The sequence below is a fragment of the Streptomyces sp. CO7 genome, from assembly GCF_053474865.1.
In genome coordinates, this window is sequence record NZ_JBRIOU010000007.1 from 29,477 (window position 1) to 34,894 (window position 5,418).

Sequence of the window (5,418 nt, forward strand, 5' to 3'; positions counted from 1 at the left end):
CCCCTCCGGTACGGCCTTGCCGGTCCGCTCCCCTGGGCAGCGCCCCGGTTGCTGTCGTGCGGTGCGGATCTCCGCCGGCGCCCGCCGCCCGTCCGGGCGCGAAGCCGGACACCACCGCCCCGGGGGCTGCGTTGACCTAGAGCTCACTCCAGCATCTAGCGTCGCCGGCATGACGACACCGCAGCGCACCATCGGTTCCCGTTTCGGCGCCCGCAGTACCGCGGACGAGGTCCTGAGCGGGATCGACCTGTCCGGCACCACCGCCCTCGTCACCGGCGGCTACTCGGGGCTCGGGCTGGAGACGACCCGTGCCCTGGCACGTGCCGGAGCCCGGGTGGTCGTGCCCGCGCGGCGACGGGCGGTCGCCGACAAGGCGGTCGGGGGCATCGACGGCGTGGAGACCGACGACCTCGATCTGGCCGACCTCGACAGCGTCCGCCGGTTCGCCGAGCGGTTCCTGGACTCGGAGCGCGAGCTCGGCATCGTGATCGGCAGCGCGGGGATCATGGCCTGCCCGGAGACCCGGGTGGGTCCCGGCTGGGAGGCGCAGTTCGCCGTCAACCACCTCGGCCACTTCGCGCTGGTCAACCGTCTCTGGCCGGCGATCGCGCGCGGCGGCGGGCGCGTGGTATCCGTGTCCTCCGGCGCCCACGGCATGGGCATGCACTGGGACGACGTGCATTTCGAGCGCGGTTACGACCGGTGGCGGGCATACGGGCAGGCGAAGGCGGCGAACGTGCTGTTCGCGGTCGGGCTCGACGCACGCGGCCGAGGCGCCGGTGTCCGGGCGTTCGCGGTGCACCCGGGCAGCATCCTCACCCCGCTGCAACGGCACCTCAGCACCGCGGAGATGGTGGACGCGGGCTGGATCGACGAGAGGGGCGAACTCGCCGATCCCACTTTCAAGACGCCCGCGCAGGGCGCGGCGACGCAGGTGTGGGCGGCGACCTCGCCCGACCTGGCGGGCCTGGGTGGCGTGTACTGCGAGGACTGCGACCTCGCCGGGCCGGCCGCCGGCGGGGTGGAGGGCGGGGTCGACTCCCACGCGACCGACCCCCAGGAGGCCGCGCGCCTGTGGGAGCTGTCGGCCCGCCTCACCGGCGTCGACGCGTTCGCCGGCGCCGCCCGGTGACACCACGGTGCGCGGAGCCGCCGCCGCGCGGTTCAGGCCGGGCGGCGGGGCCGGGTGGCGTAGAAGGCGACCGCTGACGCAGCGGCCACGTTGAGGGAGTCGACGCCCTCGGCCATGGGGATGGTGACGTGGACGTCCGCCTCGGCCAGGACGCGCGGGCTGAGGCCGTCGCCCTCGGTGCCGAAGACCAGGGCCAGGCGCTCGTCGTCCCGCGCGGCCAGCTCGTCCAGCGTGACGGCCTGCTCGCTCAGGCAGAACGCGGCCACCGTGAAGCCCGCCTCCCGCAGCCGGCCGACGTCCGCGGGCCACGCCTCCAGGCGGGTCCACGGCACCTGGAAGACCGTGCCCATCGACACCTTCACCGCCCGCCGGTACAGGGGGTCCGCGCAGCGCGGGGTGAGCAGCACCGCGTCAACGCCCAGCGCGGCGGCGTTCCGGAAGGCGGCGCCGATGTTGGCGTGGTCGACGATGTCCTCGAAGACGGCCACCCTCCGCGCCCCCGGCAGGAGTTCGCCGACGTCGCGCAGCGGCTCGCGCTCCATGGAGGCGAGCGCCCCGCGGTGCACGTGGTAGCCGGTGACCCGTTCGGCGACCTCGGGAGTCACCAGGAGGACGGGCGCGTCGGTCGCCTCGACGACGTCGGCCATCACCCCCGCCCACTTGGGCGTGAGCATCATGGACCGCATGACGTGGCCGCCGTCGACGGCCCGCCGGATCACCTTCTCGCCCTCGGCGATGAACAGGCCTTCGGCGGGTTCCCGGCGGCGGCGCAGTTCGACGTCGGTGAGGTCCGTGTAGTCGGCGAGACGGGGGTCGGCGGGGTCGTCGACGAGGACGGGTTCGGCCATGGGGTGCGGAGCCTTACGTGAGCGTGGCGGCGCCGACGGAGACCACCGGGCCGATGACGATGACGGCGGGCGGCCGGACGTCCTGGGCGCGGACGACCTCGCCGACGGTGGCCAGGGTGGCGTCCACCCGCCGCTGGGCGCTGGTGGTGCCCTCCTGGACGAGGGCGACGGGGGTGTCGGCGGCCTTGCCGTGGGCGATCAGCGTCTCGGCGATGCGGCCGATCTTGTCGACGCCCATCAGGATGACGAGGGTGCCGGTGAGCTTGGCCACGGCCGCCCAGTCGACCAGGGAGCGTTCGTCGTCGGGGGCGACGTGGCCGCTGAGGACGGTGAACTCGTGGGCGACGCCCCGGTGGGTGACCGGGATGCCGGCGGCGGCCGGAACGGAGATGGACGAGGAGATGCCGGGGACCACGGTGCAGGCGATGCCGGCCTCGGCGAGCGCCTGGGCCTCCTCCATGCCGCGGCCGAAGACGAACGGGTCGCCGCCCTTGAGGCGGACCACGGCCTTGCCCTGCTTCGCGTGCTCGATCAGGGCGTTGTTGATCGCCTCCTGGGCCATGTAGCGCCCGTAGGGGATCTTCGCGGCGTCGATCACCTCGACGTGCGGCGGGAGTTCGTCGAGCAGGTCGCGGGGGCCGAGCCGGTCGGCGATGACGACGTCGGCCTCGGCGAGCAGCCGGCGGCCGCGCACGGTGATCAGGTCGGGGTCGCCGGGGCCGCCGCCGACCAGGGCGACGCCGGGGGTCTTGGTGCGGTGCTGCGGGGCGACCAGGGTGTTGTCGCGCAGGCCCTCGACGACGGCGTCGCGGATGGCGGCGGTGTGGCGCGGGTCGCGGTCCTTGGCCTCGGTGGTGAGGACGGCGACGGTGACGCCTCCGGCGCGGCCGGTGGCGGGGGTCCAGGCGGTGGCCGCGTCGGCGTCGTCGGAGCGGACGCACCAGACGCGGCCGCGCTCGGCCTCGGCGGAGGCCGCGGTGTTGGCCTCGGGGTCGCTGGTGGCGACGACGGCGTACCAGGCGCCCGCCAGGTCGCCGTCGGCGTAGCGGCGGCGTTCCCAGGTGATCTCGCCGGCGTCGGCCATCGCCTCGACGGACGGGGTGGCGGACGGGGAGACCAGGGTGACGTCGGCGCCGGCCGCGACCAGGGCGGGCAGGCGGCGCTGGGCGACCTGGCCGCCGCCGAGCACGACCACTCGACGGCCGGCGAGGCGCAGGCCCACGGGGTAGGCGGGGTGTTCGGCCATGGGGCGGCTCCCTGGGAACGGGCTGCTGGGGACGCTGCCGGGCCGCTTCGGGCATGCCCGGCAGGGGTGGGAGCTGCGCCGTCGGAGCTGCCCTGACAGGGGGAGTTTATGGCGTGCGGTGGACCGGGACCGGGGCAGGGCGGTGTGATCTTCGCACGATCTCCGCCCCGCCCCCGTCCTGGCGCTGCTACTTCTCGGTGACGCCGGCCGAGTCGAAGGTGGCCACCTCGTGCATGGCACGGGCGGTGGACTGCACCAGCGGCAGCGCGAGCAGCGCGCCGGTGCCCTCGCCGAGGCGGAGGTCCAGGTCGACCAGCGGGCGCAGGCCCAGCTTGTTGAGCGCGGCGACGTGTCCCGGCTCGGCGCTGCGGTGGCCGGCGATGCAGGCGGCCAGCACCTCGGGGGCGATGGCACGGGCCACCAGGGCGGCGGCTCCGGCGCTGACGCCGTCCAGGATGACCGGCGTGCGCAGGCAGGCGCCGCCGAGCAGCAGACCGACCATGGCGGCGTGCTCCAGGCCGCCGACGGCGGCGAGGACGCCGATCGGGTCGGCCGGGTCGGGCCGGTGCACCTCGAGGGCGCGGCGGACCACGTCGGTCTTGCGGGCCAGCGTCTCGTCGTCGATGCCGGTGCCGCGGCCGGTGACCTCGGCCGGGTCGGTGTCGGTGAAGACCGAGATGAGCGCGGCGGAGGCGGTGGTGTTGGCGATGCCCATCTCACCGGTGAGCAGCGCCTTGTTGCCGGCGGCGACCAGGTCGCGGGCGGTCTCGATGCCCACCTCGATGGCGGCCTTGGCCTCCTCGCGGGTCATCGCGGGCCCCTGCGTCATGTCGGCGGTGCCGGGCCGCACCTTGCGGGGCAGCAGGCCCTGCTGGGGCGGCAGTTCGGCGGCCACGCCGACGTCCACCACGCACAGCTCGGCGCCGACCTGGGTGGCGAAGGCGTTGCTGACCGCGCCGCCGCCCAGCATGTTGGCCACCATCTGGGCGGTGACCTCCTGCGGCCACGGGGTCACGCCCTGGGCGTGGACGCCGTGGTCGCCGGCGAACACCGCGACGGCGGCGGGCTCGGGGATCGGCGGCGGGCACTGCCGGGACAGGCCGCACAGCTGGGCGGAGATGATCTCCAGCATGCCGAGCGCGCCGGCCGGCTTGGTCATCCGCTTCTGCCGCTCCCACGCCTCGCCGAGCGCCTTGGCGTCCAGCGGGCGGATCCCGGCGATGGTCTCGGCGAGCAGGTCGTGCGGCTCCTCGCCGGGCAGCGCGCGGCGGCCGTAGGCCTCCTCGTGCACCGCCCAGGACAGCGGGCGTCGCTTGGACCAGCCGGCCTGCACCAGTTCGGGCTCGTCCGGGAACTCGTCGACGTAGCCCACGCAGAGGTAGGCGACGACCTCGAGGTACTCGGGCAGGCCGAGGGCGCGGACCATCTCCCGCTCGTCGAAGAAGCTCACCCAGCCGACGCCGAGGCCCTCGGCGCGCGCGGCGAGCCAGAGGTTCTCGACGGCCAGGGCCGCGGAGTAGGGAGCCATCTGCGGCTGGGTGTACCGGCCCAGGGTGTGCTGTCCGCCGCGGGTCGGGTCGGCGGTGACGACGATGTTCACCGGAGTGTCGAGGATGGCCTCGATCTTCATCTCCTTGAACTTCTTCGCCCGGCCCTTGGGCAGCGACTTGGCGTACGCCTCGCGCTGGGCCATGGCCAGTTCGTGCATCTGCTGCCGGGTCTCCTCGGAGCGGATGACGACGAAGTCCCAGGGCTGGGAGTGCCCGACGGACGGCGCGTGGTGCGCGGCCTCCAGGACGCGGCGCAGGACCTCGTGCGGGATCGGGTCGGGGCGGAAGCCCTGGCGGATGTCGCGGCGCTCGCGCATCACCCGGAGCACTGCCTCGCGTTCGGCCTCGGCGTACCCGGGGGCGGCCGCCTGGGGCTCGGCGTCCTGGCCGGCGGCGGCCGGCTCTGCGAGTTCCTCCGCCACGGCGGGGGTGTCCTCGCCAACGGGGGCGGGCTCGACGGAGCCCGTGTCCACGGCCGGGGCCTCGGGGTGTGCCCCCGGCTCGGCGGCCCGGGGCGTCTCCGCCTCCTCCACGGCGTCGTCCGCCGCGGCCGGTGCGGTCCCACCGGCGTCCGGCTGCGGGGCCGCGAGGTCCTCGGGCTCGGCGGCCGTCGGCTCGGGGATGATGCTCTCGCCCTCGCGG

At 75.2% G+C, this 5,418-nt stretch carries 4 protein-coding genes; 1 reads left to right on the forward strand and 3 read right to left on the reverse strand.

Annotated elements, in window-relative coordinates; all coding sequences use genetic code 11:
- The first annotated feature begins 169 nt into the window (after positions 1 to 169).
- On the forward strand, positions 170 to 1,132 hold the full coding sequence (locus ACOV8S_RS23915) for an SDR family NAD(P)-dependent oxidoreductase (protein ID WP_448320184.1): 963 nt from the start codon (positions 170 to 172) through the stop codon (positions 1,130 to 1,132).
- A gap of 32 nt (positions 1,133 to 1,164) precedes the next feature.
- Here the strand turns inward: ACOV8S_RS23915 and ACOV8S_RS23920 are convergent, their stop codons facing one another.
- The 3 genes from ACOV8S_RS23920 to cobT all read right to left on the reverse strand — a co-directional run.
- Positions 1,165 to 1,980, reverse strand: coding sequence for a TrmH family RNA methyltransferase (locus ACOV8S_RS23920; RefSeq protein WP_448320185.1), 816 nt, complete (start codon positions 1,978 to 1,980; stop codon positions 1,165 to 1,167).
- 13 nt (positions 1,981 to 1,993) lie between these two features.
- Positions 1,994 to 3,226 carry a uroporphyrinogen-III C-methyltransferase gene (cobA, locus tag ACOV8S_RS23925; protein WP_448320187.1) on the reverse strand — a complete coding sequence of 411 codons (1,233 nt, stop codon included), beginning with the start codon at positions 3,224 to 3,226 and terminating at the stop codon, positions 1,994 to 1,996.
- Between the two features lie 187 nt (positions 3,227 to 3,413).
- Positions 3,414 to 5,418: nicotinate-nucleotide--dimethylbenzimidazole phosphoribosyltransferase (gene cobT, locus ACOV8S_RS23930; RefSeq protein WP_448320188.1), on the reverse strand; the 2,005-nt coding region annotated here is incomplete at its 5' end.